22 protein-coding genes are annotated in these 18,217 nt (G+C 68.1%); 18 read left to right on the forward strand and 4 right to left on the reverse strand.

Annotated elements, in window-relative coordinates; all coding sequences use genetic code 11:
* Window positions 1-2 precede the first annotated feature (2 nt).
* From NUV94_00085 to acs, 5 genes are read left to right on the forward strand one after another with little or no spacing between them, the layout of a single operon-like run.
* Window positions 3-410, forward strand: a complete 408-nt coding sequence (locus NUV94_00085) for a Zn-ribbon domain-containing OB-fold protein (GenBank protein MCR4391195.1) — start codon at window positions 3-5, stop codon at window positions 408-410.
* A 2-nt stretch (window positions 411-412) separates the two neighbouring features.
* Window positions 413-1,240, forward strand: a complete 828-nt coding sequence (locus NUV94_00090; GenBank protein MCR4391196.1) for an alpha/beta hydrolase — start codon at window positions 413-415, stop codon at window positions 1,238-1,240.
* On the forward strand, window positions 1,227-2,285 hold the full coding sequence (locus NUV94_00095; protein ID MCR4391197.1) for an alpha/beta hydrolase: 1,059 nt from the start codon (window positions 1,227-1,229) through the stop codon (window positions 2,283-2,285). The genes NUV94_00090 and NUV94_00095 overlap by 14 nt, the downstream gene beginning before the upstream one ends.
* Window positions 2,282-3,388 carry an alpha/beta hydrolase gene (locus NUV94_00100; GenBank protein ID MCR4391198.1) on the forward strand — a complete coding sequence of 369 codons (1,107 nt, stop codon included), beginning with the start codon at window positions 2,282-2,284 and terminating at the stop codon, window positions 3,386-3,388. The genes NUV94_00095 and NUV94_00100 overlap by 4 nt, the downstream gene beginning before the upstream one ends.
* A 2-nt stretch (window positions 3,389-3,390) precedes the next feature.
* Window positions 3,391-5,280: an acetate--CoA ligase gene (gene acs, locus NUV94_00105; GenBank protein ID MCR4391199.1), complete on the forward strand. Its 1,890-nt coding sequence runs from the start codon at window positions 3,391-3,393 to the stop codon at window positions 5,278-5,280.
* On the opposite strand, the gene NUV94_00110 is transcribed toward acs, so the two are convergent.
* The 3 genes from NUV94_00110 to NUV94_00120 all read right to left on the reverse strand — a co-directional run bounded on the left by NUV94_00110 (window position 5,277) and on the right by NUV94_00120 (window position 7,448).
* Window positions 5,277-5,513, reverse strand: coding sequence for a hypothetical protein (locus NUV94_00110; GenBank protein MCR4391200.1), 237 nt, complete (start codon window positions 5,511-5,513; stop codon window positions 5,277-5,279). The two genes, acs and NUV94_00110, sit on opposite strands and share 4 nt — an antisense overlap.
* Window positions 5,514-6,208: 695 nt before the next feature.
* Complete coding sequence (locus NUV94_00115) at window positions 6,209-6,787, reverse strand: hydantoinase B/oxoprolinase family protein (protein ID MCR4391201.1); 579 nt, start codon at window positions 6,785-6,787, stop codon at window positions 6,209-6,211.
* Between the two features lie 178 nt (window positions 6,788-6,965).
* Window positions 6,966-7,448 carry a hypothetical protein gene (locus tag NUV94_00120; protein ID MCR4391202.1) on the reverse strand — a complete coding sequence of 161 codons (483 nt, stop codon included), beginning with the start codon at window positions 7,446-7,448 and terminating at the stop codon, window positions 6,966-6,968.
* A gap of 128 nt (window positions 7,449-7,576) precedes the next feature.
* On the opposite strand from NUV94_00120, the gene NUV94_00125 reads away from it, so the two are divergent.
* Genes NUV94_00125 through NUV94_00145 form a run of 5 tightly spaced genes read left to right on the forward strand, consistent with a single transcriptional unit; the run spans window position 7,577 to window position 9,188 of the window.
* The gene (locus NUV94_00125) at window positions 7,577-7,768 is read left to right on the forward strand and encodes a hypothetical protein (protein ID MCR4391203.1); all 192 of its coding nucleotides are present in this window, start codon (window positions 7,577-7,579) and stop codon (window positions 7,766-7,768) included.
* 9 nt (window positions 7,769-7,777) lie between these two features.
* Entirely contained in the window at window positions 7,778-8,311 is a 534-nt protein-coding gene (locus tag NUV94_00130; protein ID MCR4391204.1) for a sigma-70 family RNA polymerase sigma factor, read from the forward strand.
* Window positions 8,284-8,646, forward strand: a complete 363-nt coding sequence (locus NUV94_00135) for a zf-HC2 domain-containing protein (GenBank protein MCR4391205.1) — start codon at window positions 8,284-8,286, stop codon at window positions 8,644-8,646. The genes NUV94_00130 and NUV94_00135 overlap by 28 nt, the downstream gene beginning before the upstream one ends.
* 3 nt (window positions 8,647-8,649) lie before the next feature.
* Entirely contained in the window at window positions 8,650-8,946 is a 297-nt protein-coding gene (locus NUV94_00140) for a hypothetical protein (protein ID MCR4391206.1), read from the forward strand.
* A gap of 5 nt (window positions 8,947-8,951) precedes the next feature.
* On the forward strand, window positions 8,952-9,188 hold the full coding sequence (locus tag NUV94_00145; protein MCR4391207.1) for a hypothetical protein: 237 nt from the start codon (window positions 8,952-8,954) through the stop codon (window positions 9,186-9,188).
* A gap of 24 nt (window positions 9,189-9,212) precedes the next feature.
* Here the strand turns inward: NUV94_00145 and NUV94_00150 are convergent, their stop codons facing one another.
* Window positions 9,213-9,680: a flavodoxin domain-containing protein gene (locus tag NUV94_00150; GenBank protein ID MCR4391208.1), complete on the reverse strand. Its 468-nt coding sequence runs from the start codon at window positions 9,678-9,680 to the stop codon at window positions 9,213-9,215.
* An 816-nt stretch (window positions 9,681-10,496) separates the two neighbouring features.
* On the opposite strand from NUV94_00150, the gene NUV94_00155 reads away from it, so the two are divergent.
* The 8 genes from NUV94_00155 to NUV94_00190 all read left to right on the forward strand — a co-directional run bounded on the left by NUV94_00155 (window position 10,497) and on the right by NUV94_00190 (window position 18,078).
* Entirely contained in the window at window positions 10,497-11,318 is an 822-nt protein-coding gene (locus NUV94_00155; GenBank protein ID MCR4391209.1) for a tRNA (adenine-N1)-methyltransferase, read from the forward strand.
* A 189-nt stretch (window positions 11,319-11,507) separates the two neighbouring features.
* Window positions 11,508-11,882 carry an L-serine ammonia-lyase, iron-sulfur-dependent, subunit alpha gene (locus NUV94_00160; protein ID MCR4391210.1) on the forward strand — a complete coding sequence of 125 codons (375 nt, stop codon included), beginning with the start codon at window positions 11,508-11,510 and terminating at the stop codon, window positions 11,880-11,882.
* On the forward strand, window positions 11,867-12,550 hold the full coding sequence (locus NUV94_00165) for an L-serine ammonia-lyase, iron-sulfur-dependent, subunit alpha (protein MCR4391211.1): 684 nt from the start codon (window positions 11,867-11,869) through the stop codon (window positions 12,548-12,550). The genes NUV94_00160 and NUV94_00165 overlap by 16 nt, the downstream gene beginning before the upstream one ends.
* A 106-nt stretch (window positions 12,551-12,656) precedes the next feature.
* Window positions 12,657-13,679 (forward strand): LacI family transcriptional regulator, encoded by a 1,023-nt coding sequence (locus tag NUV94_00170; GenBank protein MCR4391212.1) that lies wholly within the window; start codon window positions 12,657-12,659, stop codon window positions 13,677-13,679.
* A 60-nt stretch (window positions 13,680-13,739) separates the two neighbouring features.
* A complete protein-coding gene (locus NUV94_00175; protein MCR4391213.1) occupies window positions 13,740-15,140 on the forward strand; it encodes an extracellular solute-binding protein in 1,401 nt (466 codons plus the stop codon).
* Between the two features lie 105 nt (window positions 15,141-15,245).
* Complete coding sequence (locus NUV94_00180; protein ID MCR4391214.1) at window positions 15,246-16,106, forward strand: sugar ABC transporter permease; 861 nt, start codon at window positions 15,246-15,248, stop codon at window positions 16,104-16,106.
* Window positions 16,103-16,933, forward strand: coding sequence for a carbohydrate ABC transporter permease (locus NUV94_00185; GenBank protein ID MCR4391215.1), 831 nt, complete (start codon window positions 16,103-16,105; stop codon window positions 16,931-16,933). The genes NUV94_00180 and NUV94_00185 overlap by 4 nt, the downstream gene beginning before the upstream one ends.
* Complete coding sequence (locus tag NUV94_00190) at window positions 16,930-18,078, forward strand: ABC transporter ATP-binding protein (protein MCR4391216.1); 1,149 nt, start codon at window positions 16,930-16,932, stop codon at window positions 18,076-18,078. The genes NUV94_00185 and NUV94_00190 overlap by 4 nt, the downstream gene beginning before the upstream one ends.
* Window positions 18,079-18,217 lie beyond the last annotated feature (139 nt).

Raw genomic sequence — 18,217 nt, forward strand, 5'->3', positions numbered from 1 at the left:
GGATGGCCGAGCAAGACTTCACCCGCGCGGCGTTGGAGGAGCACCTGGCCGCCGGGCGGCTGATGGGCGTCCGTTGCCCGTCCTGCCAGGGGCTGTCCGCGGTGCCCCGCGCCCCGTGCCCCGCGTGCCGGGGGACGGACCTCCAGTGGGTCGAGCTCTCCGGGCGGGGGACGGTGGTGGGGTTCACCGTGGTCCACGTCCCACCGACCCCCCTCTGCGCGGCGGGCTACGGTCGGGACAACCCGTACGCGGCGGCGGTGGTGCGCCTGGCCGAGGGCCCGTGGATCACGGCAAGGCTGGTGGGGGTGGACGCCTCCCGGCCGGAGACGATCCGGGTGGGGATGCCCGTGCGGGTCGAGTTCCTCCGCGAGGGGACGCGGACCGTGCTCGCCTTCCGGCCGGAGGGGTAGCCATGCCGCGGGCGGAGGTGCGCGGGGTCTCCCTGTACTACGAGACCCACGGCTGGGGGAACGACGCCGACGTTGTCGTGCTCACCAACGGCGTCCTCATGAGCACCGCCGGGTGGGCGCACCAGGTGGGGCCGGTGAGCAGGCGCTGGCGGCTCCTCCTCCACGACTGCCGGGGGATGTGGAAGTCCGAGCACCCGCCGGGCCCGTACTCCCTGGAGCTCCACGCCGACGACCTCGTGGGGCTCCTCGATCACCTGGGGGTGGAGCGGGCGCACCTGGCCGGGATCTCCTATGGGGCGGAGGTGAGCTTGGTGTGCGCGCTGCGGCACCCGGACCGCGTGGCGAGCCTGTTCCTCGCCGCGGCGGTGGCGGCTCCCGACGAGCTCCTTCGGGCCCAGATCGAGGCCTGGGTCGCCGCGGCGGAGCGGGGGGACGCGGGGCTTCTGTGGGACTTGGTGTATGCCGCGAGCTTCTCCTCCCGGTGGGCGGCCGCCCACCCGGGCGAGCGGGCGGCAGGAAGGCAGCGGTACGCGGGCCTGGACCTTCGGGCTGCGGCGGAGCTCCTGCGGGCGTTCCTCCGCTTTGACGTGAGGGGGGACCTGGGCCGGGTCCGGGCCCCGGCGCTCGTCCTCGTGGGGGAGGAGGACGCCCTGAAGCCCCGCCGGCACGCCGAGGCCCTCGCCCGGGGCATCCCCGGGGCCGAGTTCCTCGTCGTCCCGGGGGCTGGCCACGCCCTGTGCCTGGAGCGGCCAGGTGCGTTCAACACCGCGCTCCTGGGCTTCCTGGCCCAGCAGGCGCGGGAAGGAGGGAAGAAACGTGCGGACGGTTGAGGGCATCGAGGCGCGGGTAGTGGAGACGGCGCGGCTCCGGACGCGGGTCCTCTTCTCCGGGGTGGAGGGGGGGATTCCCGTCCTCCTCCTCCACGGGAACCTCGCCTCCGCCACGTGGTGGGAGGAGACGATGCTCCGCCTCCCTCCCGGGTACTGGGGGATTGCCCCCGACCAACGGGGCTATGGGGGGGCTGACCCGGAGGCGAAGATCGACGCCACGCGGGGCCTGGGGGACCTTGCCGACGACGCGGTGGCGCTCCTTGACCACCTCGGGATTGCCCGGGCGCACTTCGTGGGAAGCTCCCTGGGGGGGAGCGTGGGGTGGCACCTCCTCGCCCGGTACCCGGACCGCCTCCGGTCGGCGGTGCTCGTGGCCCCAGGTTCCCCGTACGGGTTTGGGGGGACCAAGGACCTGGAGGGAACGCCGTGCTTTCCAGACTACGCCGGGAGCGGGGCAGGGCTTGTGAACCCCGAGCTTGTCCGCCGCCTGGCCTCCGGGGACCGGTCCACGGACAGTCCGTTCTCCCCCCGGGCGGCGCTGCGCGCCCTCGTGTTCGGCCCGCCCTTCGTCCCGGCCCGAGAGGAGGACCTCCTCTCCGCCACCCTGTCCACCCACCTCGGGGAGCGGGACTACCCGGGCGACTCCGTCCCCTCCCCGCACTGGCCGTTCGTGGCCCCGGGCAGGTGGGGCCCGAACAACGCCCTCTCCCCGAAGTACGCTGTCCCCGTCTCGGAAATCCTGGGCGCTGAGCCCAAGGTTCCCGTGCTGTGGATCCGGGGAGAGAAGGACCTTGCGGTGTCCGATGCGGCCGCCTCGGACCCGGGGAACCTGGGCCGGCTCGGGCTCCTTCCCGGCTGGCCCGGCCCCGACGTCTACCCCCCGCAGCCCATGGTGGGCCAGACCCGGCGCGTGCTCGAGCAGTACGCCCACGCCGGGGGGAAGGTGGAGGAGGTCGTCCTCCCGGGGAGCGCCCACGTTCCGTTCCTCGACAACCCGGAAGGGTTCGACCGGGCGGTCCACGCCCACCTCGCCCGGGCCCGATGAGGTACCGGTCCGCGATCGCGACCCTGGAGGGGATCACCGCGCGGTGGGTGGCCACCCCGCGGCTGGCGACCCGGGTCCTGTTCTCCGGCCCCGAGGAAGGGGAGCCGGTCCTGTTCCTCCACGGGAACCTATCCTCCGCCACGTGGTGGGAGGAGACGATGCTCGCCCTTCCCCCGGGGTTCCGGGGGATCGCCCCGGACCTGCGCGGGTTTGGGGAGGCCGATCCCGGGGCGGTGGTGGACGCCACCCGGGGGATGGCGGACTTCGCCGACGACGCGGTGGCGCTCCTGGAGCACCTCGGGATTGCCCGGGCGCACCTCGTGGGGAACTCCCTGGGCGGGGTCATCGTGTACCACCTCGTCGCCCTCCACCCCGAGCGCTGGATCACCGCGACCCTCGTCGGCCCGGGGTCGCCCTACGGGTTTGGCGGGACGAAGGACGAGCAGGGCACACCGTGCTTCCCCGACTACGCCGGGTCCGGCGGGGGGCTGTTCAGCCCCAAGCTCGTCGCCCGCATCGCGGCCCAGGACCGGTCCACCGAGCACCGCTTCTCCCCCCGCAACGCCCTGCGGGACCTCGTCTACAAGCGGCCGTTTGTTCCCCCGCGGGAGGAGGCGATGCTCGATGCCCTGTTCCAGGTCCACCTCGGGGAGCGGGGCCTCCCAGGCGACATCGCCCGCAGCCCGAACTGGCCTTACTTTGCCCCCGGGCGGTGGGGGGCGACGAACGCCCTGTCCCCCAAGTACCTCCTTCGGCCCGATAGGCTGTGGTCGGCGCGGCCCAAGCCGCCCGTCCTGTGGGTGCGGGGCGAGGACGACGTGGCGATCTCCGACCGGGCGGCGTCCGACCCGGTCACGTTCGGGGAGCTCGGCCTCATCCCGGGCTGGCCCGGGCCCGACCTGTGCCCCCACCAGCCGATGCTCCGGCAGACACGGTACGTCCTGGAGCGGTACCGGGAGGAGGGGGGCCGCTACGCGGAGGTCGTGATCCCCGACTGCGGGCACGTGGCGTTCATCGAGAAACCCCGCGAGTTCAACGCGGCCTTCCACGCCCACCTGCGGGGGAGGTCTAGCGGACCTGGCTGGAGAGAGGAGGAGGGATGAGCCTGACGTACGAGGAGGTGTACCGCCGCTCGATCGAAGACCCCGAGGGGTTCTGGGGCGAGGAGGCGGAGCGGCTCCACTGGTCCAAGAAGCCGGAGAGGGTTCTCGACGCGACGCGGGCCCCGTTCTTCCGGTGGTTCCCGGGCGGGCAGACGAACCTCTCCTACAACGCCCTTGACCGCCACGTCCTTGCCGGGCGAGGGGAGAGACCGGCCGTCATCTGGGAGAGCCCGGAGGCTGGGGAGAGCCGGACCCTGACCTTCGGGGAGCTTCTTCGGGAGGTGAACGCGTGCGCCGCCGCCCTCCAGGGCCTGGGGGTGGGGCGGGGAGACCGGGTAGTGATCTACCTCCCCATGGTCCCCGAGGCGCTGGTGGCCGTGCTGGCCTGCGTGCGGATCGGGGCGGTCCACTCCGTGGTGTTCGCCGGGTTCTCGGGGGAGGCCCTCGCCCATCGAATCGAGGACTCCCAGGCGAAGGTCGTCGTCACCGCCGACGGAGGGCTCCGCAAGGGGAGGCCTGTGGAGCTCAAGAGGATCGTGGACCGGGCGGTGGCCCTTGCCGCCACGAAGGTGGACCACGTGGTGGTCCTCGACCGGGGGATCGTGCCCTGGGAGCCCGTCTCCGGGCGGGACGTGGTGTGGGACGAGGTACTGGCGAGGGCAGGGGGGAAGGCGGTAGCCGCCCTGCCGGTGGAGTCCACGGACCCAAGCTACATCCTGTACACCTCGGGCACCACGGGCAAGCCCAAGGGGGTGGTGCGGGACACGGGCGGGTACATGGTGGCGCTCCACACTTCGATGCGCCTCATCTACGGCTGCACACCCGAGGACGTGTTCTGGTCCACCTCCGACATCGGGTGGGTCGTGGGGCACAGCTACATCATCTACGGCCCCCTCCTCTACGGGATCCCCACCGTGGTGTACGAGGGGACGCCGGACAGCCCCCACCCGGGGATCTGGTGGGAGGTGGCGGCCAAGCACGGGGTCACGGTCCTCTTCTCCGCCCCTACGGCGCTGCGCATGCTCCGGAAGTACCCGGCCCACTGGGTGGAGGAGCACGACCTGTCGCGGCTGCGGCACGTGTTCCTCGCCGGCGAGCCCCTGGACGAGCCCACCTACCGGTGGGCGGTGGAGACCCTGAAGAAGCCGGTGGTGGACCACTACTGGCAGACGGAGAGCGGTTGGCCGATGATCACGAACCACATGGGACTTCCGCCCCTGCCGTTCAAGCCCGGCTCCCCCACCCGGGCCGCGGTGGGGTGGCGGCTGGAGGTGGTGGACGAGCGGGGGGACCCTGTTCCCGCGGGGCAGCGGGGCTACCTCGTGGCCCATCCCCCCCTCCCCCCTGGGGCGCTCCAGACCCTGTGGGGCGACGACGAGCGCTACGTTCAGGGGTACTGGGGGTACTTTGCCCGCCACGGCAAGCGCCTGTACTTCTCCGGGGACTACGCGATCCGGGACGAGGACGGCTACTTCCGCCTCCTGGGCCGGGCGGACGAGGTGATCAACGTCGCCGGGCACCGCCTGGGGACGCGGGAGGTGGAGGAGGTCGTGTCCGGTCACCCGGCGGTGGCCGAGGTTTCGGCGATCGGGGTCGAGGACGAGATCAAGGGCGAGGCCATCGCCGTGTTCGTGGTCCTCAAGAAGGGGGCTGTGGAGAGCGACGCCCTGCTTCAGGAGATCATCGGCCTGGTTCGGGAGAGGATCGGGCCCATTGCCACGCCAAAGGTGCTGCGGGTCGTGCCGCGGCTGCCCAAGACCCGCTCCGGCAAGGTCATGCGGCGGGTGCTCAAGGCCTTGTGCGAGGGCCGGACGATGGGGGATCTCTCCACGATCGAGGACGGGGCGAGCGTGGACGAGGTCCGGAGGGCCCTGGAGGAGCTTGCGGGCTAACGCCCCGATCGGCCCGGGAGGCCGAACAGCTCCCGCCAGTGGGCCTCGAGCCGGCGGGCGATCTCCTCCGCCCCCGCTCCCTCCGGGACGAGGGCGTGGGCGGGGATCGGGTCGGCGAAGCGGATCGTGGCCGAGCGCCAGTGGAGGAGGCGGCGCTCGAGGCGGGCGAGGGGCCCTCGCCGCAGGGAGATGGCCACCCGGTGGGGGGAGAGGTGGAGCTCCTGGTAGGGCACAAGGCGCAGGGGGGGCGGGGCCCTGGACGGCCCGGGCCACGATGTGCCCGATCCCTGGGTACCAGGGCCGCCGGCCGATGCGCCCCCCGGCCGGGGCGATGAGCACGCACCCGCCCTCCCGGAGGTGGAGCCCGCCCGCCTGGAGCGCGGCCCGGTTCTTCTCCCGCCCCCCTGCTGGCCTCCAACCGGCGATGAGCTCCAGGAGCTTGCCCTCCACGATGCCCCGGAGCTCGGTCCACGTCCAGGCCCGCAGGCTCGCCGAAGGGGTGGACACGGGAAGAGAGTACGGTCTGTAGCTGGGGAGGAAGTGGTGGACGTAGTCCACGGAGACGATCCGCAGGTCGGCCCGGTCCACCGCCGCGGCGACGAGGAAGGGGGTGAGGAGGGAGAGGTGGTCCTCGTACACGAGGGCAGGCCCGGAGCGGAGCGCGTGCCGGGTGCTCTCCGGCACCTCGGGGCGCCAGCTCCCGATCTGGGTGTCGAGGAGCCACCGGCTGGCCTGGGCCAGGCCGTCCCGGGCGATCCGGCGGTCGAGCTCAGGCAGGACCTGGAGGAGCTCCTGGACGGGGTACAGGGCCTGGACGAGGAGGGGGGGAAGGCGGAGAGCGGCCGGCGCCGGGCCCGGGCGTACTCCTCAAGCATCCGGTTCGGATCCCCGGCCGCGAACGCGTCCTTGAGCGGGCCTAGGAGCCGGGCTACTTCTCCTCCCGCCCGTACCCGCCCCCGCCCGGGGTGCGGACGCTCAGGACCTCCCCGGGCCGGAGGTCAAGCTCGGCCTTCCCGGGGAGGGGGATCTCCTCCCCATCGCGGACCAGGACGTTCTCCCCCGGGGCCCCGGGCTCCCCGCCGGCCAGGACCTCGACCCCAACCCAGACCGGCACACCGTGGCCCCCATCGTAGGTGTAGGACACGCTCACCCAGGCCCGGTCCCCGACCTGAACGACACTGTAGCCGGTGAACATCACCCCGGACGGGAGCGCCGGCGGCTCGCCGAGGACGGGGACGACCGAGAGCCGGCCCACGAAGTTGCCCCGCTCCGCGGTGAACCACACGTCCTCGGCCTCGTCGAGGGCGAGGAACACGGGGTGGGAGTTGGGGACGAGCCCGTACAGGGTGATCTCGCTCCGGGCCGGGCTTAGATAACCCACCGCGTCTCCGGCCCGGTCGGTGAACCACACATTCCCCAAGCCGTCGAGCCCCACGGTGATCGCCAGGGCGTTGGTGTCGGTCGGGATCCCGTAAAGGAGCACGGTGTTGGTCGTTGGGTCGAGCACCGCGAGCGGGGCCAACCGTTGGGTGAACCAGACCCGTCCGTCGGGACCAGGAGCGCGATCGGCGACGGCAGCATCGGGTTCCCGGGGTGGACCTCCGGCGTCACCGGGGACACCACGGGTTGGATCTGGGAAACGTCCGGGTGGACGACCGTGGGCTGGGTGATGATGAGGGGCATCGTCACCAACGCCTGGGCCGGGGCAACCGCGCCACCTTGCCGGCGTTGCGCTCGTTCAGCCACAGGTTGACCTGGCCGGGGCCGGTGGGCGCGGCGACGAGCACCTCCGGGAACGCGGCCGGGGTGGGCACCGCCCACTTGGCGCCCCCGCCGAGGAACACGAGCGCTTCCACCGCGCTGTCCAGGACCACCGTGCAGTAGAGCGTTCCATGTTCCCCCACCACCAGCCCGAACGGACCCTGTCCCACCCCCCGTTCGCGGATCTCGTCCGTGGTCGGGTTCAGAAGCCCAATCTTGTTCAGATTGAACTCGGTGGAGTACACCTTCCCGTCCTGGGCGACCCCGATCCCCATGGGTAGGGCATTCATCCCGGGAAGGGGCCAGGCCTTGAGCTCCACCACCTGCCCTGTGCCGAGCAACGCCAGGGCACCGCTGAGGGCGCACGCCATCCCCAACAAAAACCCCATGTGCTTCCGGCTCGTCATTCCCACCGCCTCCTCACCCGAAGGGTCTCCCATCCTAGGGGGGCCCGTCCGCGAGGACAACTTCGCCCGGCCCCGTGAACCTTCACCCCCCGGTTCCGGCACTCACCGTCGACCAAGAGGAGGCGATCATGGAGCCGCACTTCGGCGACCGGTTGATGGAGGACGTGGGGATCGTGGAGCATCGGGAGCGGCTGGCGAGAAGCCGGTGTCGCCCGCGGTCCCGGGCAAGGGTCCACCAGGGTCGTGAACACCGTCGCTCCCGGATCGGGTGGTGGCTGGGGCTGATGATCCGAAGGTGGGAGCTGCGTGGGGCTCATTGAGGGGGGCAGGTGGCCCAAGACGGCGAACTTGTGGCCCGAGTGGCGCAAGGGGATGGGGACGCGTTTCGCGAGCTGTACGGGCGCTTCGCGGACCGGGTGTTCCGGTATGCCCTCACCCTTCTTCGCAACCGGCATCTGGCCGAAGAGGTCGTCCAGGAAACGATGGTCGCCGTGTGGCAGGGGGCAAGGTCGTTCGCCGGACGATCCCAGGTCTCGACGTGGATCTTCGGGATCGCCCGACACCAGACGTACCGCCTCCTGCGCGAGGAGGAAAAGGGGGAGCGGACGGCCAACGAGCCCACGTGTGCCCCGGATCCGGCGGATGTGGTGGAGCAGGAAGATCGGGTGCGGGACGCGGTGGCCGCCCTCCCTCCCGGTGAGCGGGAAGTCGTGTTCCTTGCGGTTTACGAGGGCCTATCCTACCGGGAGATCGCCGGGCTCCTTGGAATACCGGAGGGCACGGTGAAGTCGCGCATGTACCACGCGAAGCGAAGGCTGGCGGAGGTGCTGAGCCCATGGACTGCGGGCGGGCAGGCGAGCTGATCCCTTGGTACGCGGCGGGGAGCCTTCCGGAGGGGGAGGCCAGGGACCTCGTGCGGCACGTGGTCGGCTGCGCCACGTGTCAGGATGAGCTTGTCCAGGCGGCGCGGTGGGCCCGCGAGCTCCGACGGGCGTTCGGCGGGATGCCCAGGGCGCCGCAGGGGACGTGGGCCAGGGTGGCGGCCCGCGCCCAGGGGATGCCCCTGGCCCGGGTGGACGTGGGCTCGTTCCTGCTCGGGCTTTCCGTGGGGCTGACGGCGACCAGGACCGGCGTCCCCGTGATGGGAAGACTCCAGATCCTGGGCCGGGAAGTACCGGTGTTCGAAGTTGGGAGGTGAGCGGTGAGCGACGACAAAGAGCAGAAGGAAAAGACGGACGTCGAGGAGCTGCGACAGGTCCTGGACGTGGTGGCGGAACGGGTCCCGGGGCTGGTGCGTGGGTTGCGGGACGTGCTGTACTCCAAGGAGGCAGCGGCGAACATGGCCGACGCGGTGGCCACGTTCTACAAGAAGCTCGTGGAGGCCGGGATCGCCAAGGAGGACGCCCTGGACATGGCCCGCGGGTACATGATCAACCTGCGCGACGTCTTTCAGAACGTGAACCCTGGCTCCAAGAAGGAAAGCGAGGAGGACGACTGAAGCGCGTGCTCGCCTGGGCCGGGGCGGCGTGGGCAGTGGTGCGCGTCCTCGCCGCCCTGATCCTCTTCGCGGTAGGACTCCTGTGGCGGCGGAGCTGTGCGGTCCGGATCTTCCGGAAGCGGCTCATACGCCAGGGGGTGCCCGAAGACGTGGCCGCCAGGTTTGCCCGCGATTACCGGACCCTGTTCCGCCTCCCCGACCTTGCGGGGTCGGGCCGCCCCACCCAGAACAAGGCCGACTAGCGGCCCCGGACCAGTCGTCCGTGGCTATGGTCTGAGCTTCTGGGCGAACCCCCGGGCCGCCTCCCGAAGCTGCCCGTCGCTCAACCCCTTGGTCACGACCTTGTCCACCGGGCCTACTTCCGCGCCCTGGCGGACCACGTCGGCCTTGATCGCCCCGATGGCCCGGTCGATCGCTCCCCCCCAGGTGGAGAAGAGCACCGCCAGCCGCTTCCCCTTGAGATCCGCCTTGCGCAGGAAGGCGCGGGCTGGGCACGCCGGTTTCCCGGCCCATACCGGCGTGCACAGCACGATCCGGTCGACCCCGGAGAAGCCGAGGTTCATCGGTTGGATGGGCATGTGCAGGTTCAGGATCGAGCGGAACCCCATCCCCACGAACCCGCGCTCACGAACCGCCTTGATCTCGCGCACCTCCGCCCCGAGCTCCGCCGCCAGAGCTTGGGCGACCTTGGCCGTGCTCCCGAACCTTGTGTAGTACACCACCACTGTCGTCATCCCCGACCTCCCCTCGTGTCCAGCCGCCCGGGTCCATGATACCGCGTCCACGCCCGCCATAGCCTTGCCGTGGACCAACCGCACCCGGCGACCGTGGGCAACGCCCAGCAGGGAATCGGGATCAACAGGGGAACTCACGAACATGGAAACATGGACCGGTTCTAACGGGGCAAGGTCACCCCGGGCTGGCCCTGGTAGCTTCCTCCGGCCACCTTCTCCCCGTAGATGCGCGTTGGTCGTTCCCCGCGGAAGAACACGATCTGGGCGATCCCCTGTCCCACGTGGAGGCGGATCGGGTACGGCGATCGATTGACAAGCCCGATGGTGAGCCGCCCCCGCTACCCTGGCTCGAGCGGGGTCATGTTCACGAGAAGGCCACACCGGGCGTAGGAGCTCTTCCCCGTCATCAGGCCCAGCACGTCGTCGGGCATGTTGACCCACTCCACCGACTGGCGAGGACCGTTGTATGCGGGGCGAGCGCGAAGGCCCGGTCCGCTTCCACCTCTTGAAAGAGCCCCGGGGGGAGCAGAGCGGATCGACCACCACGTCCATCTTCGCCGGCACCAGGAACCGGCGGCCGAGCCGCACATCGTAGCCGAACGAGCCCAAGCCGTACGAAGGTTTGCCCTCCTGGCGGGGGACGAACGGCACGACGAGCGGCGGAGAAGACCGGCACAGCTCCGCGATCTCCCGATCGTTCAGGACGGCCATCGCTAGCAACGGATCATGCCACGCCGGCCGGCCCCAGCCACCGGCTATAATCGCCTTGATATGAGCATTTCTCTTGGAAAGCGATGCGGAGCCGGGAGGTCCGACGTGACGAAGCCGCTTGAGTACGGGGAGGACGTCCTCCTCATGGAGGTTGGTAAGGACCGGACGTTCCTCGTGCGCCTGGAGCGGGGCCGAGCCCTCCACACCCATCGCGGGACCATCGCCCACGACGACGTCGCGGGAAACCCCGAAGGCTCGACCGTGCTCTCTGGTACTGGGCACCGGTTCCTCGTGTTTCGCCCCCGGGTCAGGGAACGGATGTTCAAGGTGCGGCGACGAACCCAAATCGTGTACCCCAAGGATGCGGGGTGGCTCATCCTGGCCCTCGACGTTCGGCCGGGGATGCGGGTGCTGGAGATGGGCACCGGGTCGGGCGCTTTCACGATCCTGCTCGCCCAGCTTGTCGGGCCCGAAGGCCGGGTGTACACGTTCGACCGGCGGGAGGAGTTCCTGGAAAACGCCCTCGCCAACATCGCCCGGGCCGGGCTAGCCTCCCGGGTGGAGGCCCAAGTCCTCACCGCCGGCGAGCCTTTTCCGGTAAGCGACGTGGACGCCGCCTTCCTCGACCTGCCCGGTCCGTGGGAGGCGATCCCCGCAGCGTATGGAGCCCTGGCCCCTGGGCGGCCCCTGGCCCTCATCGTCCCCACCGCCGAGCAGCTGAAGGAAGCGGTGCGGGTCCTCACGGAGACGGGGTTCGCTGCGGTCGAGGTGGTCGAGCTCCTGGAACGGAGGGTCTTGGTGCGCCAGCGGGAAGGGGTGCGGCCGAGCGAGCACATGACCGGGTTCACCGGGTACCTCGCCTCCGCCCGCAAGTGCGTGTCCCCTCAAGGTCTCCTGCCCCAGGACGCGCCCGGGGCGGAACCGTAAGGGAAAGGAGCCGAGCATGGACGTACCGAGTCGGCCCGTGATCTGTCTCATCCTAACACCCTGCGGTTCCAGCTCACCGACGGGAACGGTCGCGTCCTCTTCGGCGAAGAATACCGGTCCCTGGGCGGCGGGGCGGTGGCCGGGGGCACGTTTGGCCCGGGACCGGGCTGGGGGCAGGGTGGGTTTACGATGACCGAGGTCGTGGCGGCATGCCGGGCGCGGGGGATCGACCTCGCCGGGTTTGTCCGGGAGAACGAGGCCCGGCTCGGACTCGGTGGGGATGGGGTGGACCGGAGGTTGGACCTCCTCTGGGCGGCGATGGAGGACGCCATCGCCCGTGGGCTCCGCACCCGAGGCGTTCTGCCCGGCCCGCTCGTTCTCGCGCGGCGAGCCCCGGGCATGTACGAGGAACTCCGGCATCGGGCACGGGAGCGGCAGGTCCTGTCCTGGGAAACGGCTCAAGCTTCGGTGTACGCCATCGCCGTGGCCGAGGAGAACGCGGCCGGCGGTCGGGTGGTCACCGCCCCCACGTGCGGATCGGCGGGGGGGTGCCAGCGGCCTTGAAGGTCCTTCAGGAGAAGTTTGGCTTCCCGGACGCGCGGGTTCATGACGCGCTCCTCGTGGCCGGGCTGGTCGGCCTGGCAGTGGCGAAGAACGCCTCCATCTCCGGAGCGGAGGTAGGCTGCCAAGGCGAGGTGGCAACGGCGAGCGCCATGGCCGCCGCCGGGGCGTGCTATCTCCTGGGCGGGGACGTGGAGGACCAAGTGGACCGCGCCGCGGAGACCGCCCTTGAGCACTACCTCGGGCTCACGTGCGACCCCGTGTACGGGCTGGTTCAGATCCCGTGCATCGAACGGAACGCCGCGGCGGCGGTGGCGGCGATGAACGCGGCGAACCTGGCCGTCCTGACCCGCGCCGAGGACAAGATCAAGTTCGACGCCGCGGTGGCGGCGATGCGGGAGATCGGGCGGGACATGGACCGCAAGTACAAGGAAACGGCCCTCGGCGGGCTGGCGTCGCTGGTTGGGAGGGGTCCGGTCGGAGAAGACGGCGCCAGCCGCGGCCCCTCGGCCAGCCGAGCACCCGATGCCCGACCGGGGGGCGAAACCTTTCTGTTGTCCATGCCCAATGTCGAACCGTTTCGACAAAGAAGGTCTGGCCCTGTGAAGCGGGAGCGCAGGTTGTGCTACCAGCGCCGTGCGTCACCCCGTCCAGTCCCAGGGCAAGGTTGACTTCGCTCACCGACCACCGGACGCGGCCCGGAGTTGACGGGAACGGCTGGGGGCACCATAATGAACCGGTTCGATAACCATGGGTGGATCACCGACGATCAGGGATGTGGCCAAGCGAGCAGGGGTAGCAGTCTCCACGGCATCGTTGGCCCTGAACGGCAAGCCGCAGGTGAGTCAGCGGACCCGACTTCGCGTGCTGCAGGCTGCCGAGGACCTCGACTACTCCCCCCACGCCGCGGCCAAGAACCTTGCGGATGGGCGTACGCGGACCATCGGGTTGGTCAACCCGACTACGGTTGAGCACCTCTTCACCTCGTCTGGCTTCTTCATGCGGCTCATCCGTGGCATGCACCGGGCGGCTATGGAAGAAGGCTATACCGTGTCCCTGCACATTGCTGACTCCGAAGAGGAGGCAAAGGCGGCCATTCGCGCCGCGGTCCGAACCCGATCCGCTGATGGGTTCGTCATCACCAACCCCACGGTATCTAGTTCGTACCTCCGGGACTTCAAGCGTCACCGCGCCCCGGTTGTGTTCATTGGCCGCCCTGTGGAGGACGCGGTCTACGTGGACAACGACAACGTCGAGGTAAGCCGCGTGGGAGTTCGACACCTCATCGAGTGCGGCCATCGTCGAATCGCCTTTCTGAACGGACCGGAGCAGTTCACTTTCTGTCACGATCGGCTCCTAGGCTACCGCACCGCTCTGGAGGAGGCAGGGCTTCCCTACGATAAAGGGCTCGTATGGCGGTCCGAGCAAACCGAAGAAGCAGCCTACGAGGTCGTACGCGCGGGCTTGGCAGAGCACAGGTTCTCCGCGCTGTTCGCCGTCAGCGGGATCCAAGCAGTGGGAGCTGTCCGCGCGTTTCGTGACTCTGGTCTGGCTGTTCCTGACGATGTTTCGGTTGTATGCGTGGATGACACGGAACTCACACGGTATTCCATCCCCCCTCTTACTGCGGTTGCGCTGCACGAGAACTGGTTGGGCTATTGGGCGGTGAACCTTCTGCTTCACGCAATCAAGATGCAGACAGCAACGTATCCCGTCTTGCTTCCCGGGGAGCTCGTCATCCGGGGTTCAACTGCTCCATCCCGTGAGAGGGTGACCGAGGTGTCGGGTCAAAGGGGGTGATCGGCCGGGAGAAGTGGGGTCGAGGAGGAAACGCGCGGATGTAGCCACAGGAGGTGAACCATGCGCGCGCACAGGGCACGCTCGTTCGGGAAGGTCCTAGTACTGGCGGCAGTAGCCATGGGCTTGGTGGGGATCAGCGCTTGGGCGCAGCCCATCAAGCTGACGGTGACCTCGCGTGCGGTGCGAGGAGGGGTTAACACCCAGCTGGTACAGTGGCTCGAGGACGTGGTGTTCCCAGCCTTCGTTGCCGCCATGCGAGCTCAGGGCAAGGATGTCCAGGTCGAGTTCATCCAGTTTGGTGGCACCGATGAGGCCCTGAAACAGCAGTACGCCCTCGACCTCAGCGTCGGTCGGGGCGCTGACATTCTTGGGTTCGACGGATTCTGGATCCCGGAGTTCGTCGAGGCTGGGCTGGTGAAGCCCTTGGAGCGGGTCGCCGGGCCCGCCGTGTGGGACTGGGAAGGATGGGAGTTCATCCCGCTGGGGATGAGGGAGATCCTTGGGTATCGTGGCGAGGTCTACGGTATCGCTCATGGTACTGATGTGCGCGTCATCTTCTATCGCCGAGACCTGTTCGAGCAGGCGGGGATCCTCCAGCCAAAGGTGGGAATCCACGAATGGCAACCCCGAAGCTGGGAGGAACTGCTGGACACTGCCCGCCTGATCAAGGAGCGACTGCCAGGCGTGATCCCCCTTCAGATCAACGCCGGAACCGACATGGGTGAGGCAACCACGATGCAGGGTTGGTTCATGGTCCTCCTCGGAACCGGTATTCACATGTACGACTTCGACGCGGAGAAGTGGTACGGCCAGCACCCCGGGATTCTCGAGGCCCTCCGGTTCTACAAGACTGTCTACATCGACGAGAAGCTGGGAGACGCACGCATGCAGCTTTTGCCCGGAGCACGTGCCCGCACGTTCGAGGGTTTCCGGGACGGGAAGATCGCAATGCTTGTGGAAGGCGACTGGTTCTGGCGGTCGGTGATCGCCCCCGGGTCGGAGTGGGCAGTGCCGAACCGTGAGGAAGTGGTGGGTTGGGCGAAGATGCCGGCCAACCAGCCAGGGGCAGGGTATCGGGGCCAGGACTTCGTCACCATCTCCGGCGGCACGGGCTTCATCCTCAACCCCAACACTCCGCACCCCGAGGAAGCGTGGGCTCTGGTCAGCTTCGCGTTCAGCAAGGAGATGCAGCTGGAGTTCCAGAGGATCCAACCCCGGATTCGCTGCCGGGTGGACGTCCCCGTGCTCGGCGATCCCGCGATGACCGCCATGGCTGAGGCACTCCTGCCGCTGACCACAGTTCGGCCGATGTTCCCTGGATACCCGAAGATCTCCTACGAGGCGCAGCTCATGACCGAACGCGTGGTCGCCGGCCTGATGACGCCCGAGGAAGCCATGGTCGCCTACAAGGAGGCACTCCAGGCGATCGTCGGGGCCGGAAACGTGTTGATCGTTCCCTGACGGGGCTTGTTGGGGGCCCGGGGCAGCCGGGCCCCCAGCTTCTTTCGGGGGTGCCAGTTGTCAGGACCACAACAGCTTCTACCCAGGAGAATCGGCGTAGGGTTCTTGGCACCGGCGCTGATCTTCATCGGAGTGTTCCTCCTGTTTCCGTTCGTGTGGGTGTTCATCATCAGCTTCACCAACCGCACCCTCACTGGACTGGGGGCGGTGTCCCCTTCCTTCGTGGGGTTGCAGAACTACTTGCGGCTGTTCGACCTGCAGCGGTGGATGCGCCCCGGGGAGTTCGGGAACGCCCTGTGGAACACCCTGCTCTTCGTGGTGGGCTCGGCTGTCCTGGGCCAGGTCCCTTTGGGGTTGGGGATGGCTCTCGTCTTCCACCGCTGTCGGCGAGCGCTCAGGGAAGCCGTGTTCACTTTAGCTATCGTCGCCTGGATTCTCCCGGGGGTCACGGTGGCGTTCACCTGGATCGCCTTCCTTGACCGTGACTTCGGGACCCTCAACGCCATTCTGACGAGCCTCGGGCTGGGAGCTGTCGACTGGTACTTCGATTATCCGTTGTTGGCCATCATCTTGTTCAACATCTGGCGGGGGACGGCGTTCTCGATGCTCCTGTTCTCGGCCGCTCTGGGCACCATCCCCCCCTCGTACTGGGAGACATCCGAGGTGGTGGGGGCCACCGGTTGGCAGAGATTCCGCGACGTGATCTTCCCGCTTATCAGGCCCCACGTGCTTACCGCTCTGATCCTGGTGACGCTCTGGACGTTCAACGTGTTCACACCCTACCTCATAACCGGTGGGGGCCCCCTGTTCCGTAGCGAGACGGTGTCGATGTACACCTACCGCGTGGCGTTCAGGTTCCTGGAGTTCGGCAGAGGGGCGACCGCCGCCGTGATCATCATGGTGATCAACCTGATCCTGGCCGTGGGCTATCTTGTGTCGTTGAAGAGACAGGCGGTGTACCAATGAGGCGCCTGAAGTCGTTGTTCATCCATGGTGGACGATCGCTGCTCGCCATCCTGTTGGCCGCCTTCTTCCTCCTTCCCCTGTTTTGGCTCTTGACGGCCCCGTTCAACCCCAGGGCCACGTTGCGCGCGGCCATCCCCTCCACCCCTACATTGGAAAACTTCCGAGCAGTATTTGCAAACCGGTTCGCCGTACGGGCCCTGCTTATGAACAGCCCAATTCTGGCAGGCGGAGCCATGTTTGGGGTTACCATCATCGCAACGCTTGCTGCATACGCTCTCTCTCGAATGAGAATTCCTGGCCATAATGTGCTAGTTTATGTCCTCATACTTTTCTCTTCCGTGGTGACCGGTACAGCGGCCATGGTGCCTATCTTCCTCCTCCTCTATTCGTTACGACTCATTGATACTCATATCGGTGTGATCCTCGTATCCATTGGAGGACTCCTGCCCACAGGAATTTTTCTCATACGCGGGTTCGTTGACAGCGTTCCCCGCTCCTACGAGGAATCGGCGATCGTGAGTGGAGCTACTACCTGGCAGATGTTCCGGCACGTGGTCGCACCGGTTGTGCGCCCGGGGATGATGGTTGTGGCCGTGTGGGCCTTCGTCCAAGCTTGGGGGGACTTCCTCATCCCGATGATCCTCATCCGCAGCCCTGACAAGATGCCCGCCCCGGTGGCGGTCTACTCCTTCTACACGGAAGGGGGGACGCCGATTTTGACGGTCGTTTCCGCCTACTCCCTGCTCTACACACTGCCGGTGGCGGCTCTCTACCTTTTCGTCAACTGGCGGTATGGGTTCAGGTTCTTCGGGGGGATCAAGCGATGACTACGCGGGGGAGCGAGCTGGCCGCTCACGAAGACGGCGTGGGCCAACGCACATCGCCCGACTACCTAGCGCTGGAACGCCTCACCAAACGGTTTGGCACCGTCACCGCGGTGGACCACGTCACCCTGACCATCGGCGAAGGGGAGTTCTTCGCTCTGCTTGGCCCCTCTGGTTGCGGAAAGACCACGACCCTCCGACTCATTGCCGGGCTGGAAAGGCCAACCGAGGGGCGCATCCTTCTCTGCGGCCGCGACATCACAGGTCTGCACCCACGAGAACGAGACGTGGCGATGGTGTTCCAGGACTACGCGCTGTACCCCCACATGACCCTTCTCGACAACATTGGGTACCCCCTCAAGGTGCGCAGGACGCCCCGGAAGACGTTGGAGGCCAGGGTACGGGAAGTGGCCGACCACCTGGGGATCGGTCATCTGCTTGGCCGCCGCCCTGCACAGGTGTCCGGAGGGCAGCAGCAGCGGGCAGCCGTGGCCAGGGCTCTGGTGCACAAGCCCAAGGTCTTCCTGTTTGACGAGCCGCTTTCTAACCTCGACGCGAAGCTGCGCCTGGAGGCCCGCGCCTTCCTGAAGCACTTGCAGCAAGAGGTAGGGGTGACGGCGATCTACGTGACACATGACCAGGCAGAAGCCATGGCAATGGCCGATCGTATTGCCGTCATGGACCAAGGCCGGTTGATCCAAGTGGGCACGCCCTTTCAGGTCTACCGCCAGCCAAGCACCACCATGGTAGCAGGCTTCGTCGGCAATCCTCCCATGAACCTGATTCCGTGTGCCCTCGAGCGTGCTTCAGAGTCCCTTCTGCTTGTTGGCGAGGGGTTCCGGCTGGACGTCAGTCCCCTTCAAGAGCGGGTCCCCATCGATGTCCCCACAGGGGAGGAGCTCGTCTTAGGCGTTCGGCCGGAGCACATCAACCTCTCGGATACCGGAGGTCCACACGCCATTCGCGGCCAGGTATACGCTGTCCAGCCCCTCGGCGCGGAGACCCTGGTAACCCTGCGCCTGGGAGGCACGATAGCGTCAGTAAGACTGTTCACAGACCAACCTCCGTCGTTGACAGACCAAGTCTGGGTCCGCCTGGACCTGAACCGTCTCCACATATTCCGTAGCTCTGGCGACCGCCTCGTGTAAAGGGACAGAAGATGTACATCCTCTTCCGTGTGAGGCTCGATCCTGGCTGTTGCCCGGGGACTTCGACCTCTCTTGAGGGAGGATGGGGGTGAAGATCGTCCGCGCGGGCAGGTCCGCGCCCACCGATCAGGCCATTTCA

It is taken from the genome of Candidatus Acetothermia bacterium (assembly GCA_024653305.1).
Classification (GTDB): domain Bacteria; phylum Bipolaricaulota; class Bipolaricaulia; order Bipolaricaulales; family Bipolaricaulaceae; genus JACIWI01.